Origin of the sequence: Shigella sp. FC1967 (genome assembly GCF_001743005.1) — a bacterium.
GTDB lineage: Bacteria > Pseudomonadota > Gammaproteobacteria > Enterobacterales > Enterobacteriaceae > Proteus.
This window is the reverse complement of the sequence record NZ_MIIZ01001037.1, coordinates 1-1,186: the sequence shown is the minus strand read 5'-3', so window position 1 is coordinate 1,186 and position 1,186 is coordinate 1. Positions and strand designations below refer to the sequence as shown.

Here is a 1,186-nt window from a genome sequence, read left to right as displayed (position 1 = left end):
CGTCTTTTATTTTTGCTCCTTAATTAATGTTATTAAATTTTAATATAACTGAAGGTACAGAATGAACAACGAAATAGTTTTAAGTCATCACAAAAATGAATAAAAAAAAATAATAATATATTTCAACTTTCCATTGTTGCATCAGCACTTTCTTTTTTTCTGGATATTCCGTAGCATATTCAGAAGCTGGGCAATTAGGAGATATAAAAAGTTGGGAAAGCCAAGAGTATCAAAAAGACTGGGGACTTGCTGCGATGAATGCTTCTAGTGCTTATGCGCTTGGTTTTCATGGGCAAGGTGTGAAAATCGGTGTAATGGACTCAGGTGCATTATTATCACATCCAGAATTAAATGACGCGCGCTTCCACGCAGTTAAAGCCAAGGGTCAATATGGTTCAACAGGTATGCGTTACCCTCAAAAAATGGGGGGACATTATGAAAAAGATCAAGCCTTTGATGTTGACGGTGGCTGGATCAAAGGTGTGAATGATACACACGGAACACACGTTACAGGCACGGTAGGCGCAAGTCGTGACGGTAATGGCATGCATGGAGTTGCATGGGGGGCTGATGTTTATTTAGGAAATACGGGGGCAACAGATAGCAATAACTACGGACCTTACCAAGATTACACCTATTTCTATACTGGTTGGAAAGCGATGGTCGATGCTGGCGCTCAGGTCATTAATAATAGCTGGGGAACCAACCCACGAATTATTAATACCGTTCCGACAAAAGGCCCTGATGGCGGTGATACTACTGAACATATGCCAGTAGACACTACTGCGCAAACAGAATACGAATATTTCTACTTTAAAAAAGTTTATGGCGATAAACCATCCTTTGTTGATGCTGCTTATGACGCAGTAAAAGGTACGAATGTTGTTCAGGTCTTTACCACGGGTAACCGCGACTTTGCTCAGCCTTATTATCGTCCTCTCTATCCTTACTTTAATCCTGAAGCAGAAAAACATTGGATTGCAGTGGCAGGTCTTAAACAGAATGAGGACAAGTCAGGTTATGAATTAGAAAAAATCTTTAATGAAGCAGGGAATGCGAAATGGTGGACGGTGGTTGCACCCGGTCGTTTCATTTATTCATCAGTTGTCGATGAAGACGGAAATGCTGGTTGGGATACCTTTAGTGGTACATCAATGGCAGCACCTCATGTTACTGGTGCGATGGG

General features: G+C 41.2%; 1 pseudogene. It reads left to right on the top strand.

What is annotated here, in order from left to right:
* Positions 1 to 61 precede the first annotated feature (61 nt).
* Positions 62 to 1,186 (top strand): annotated as a pseudogene (locus BHE89_RS17865) (S8 family peptidase); the annotation flags it as partial.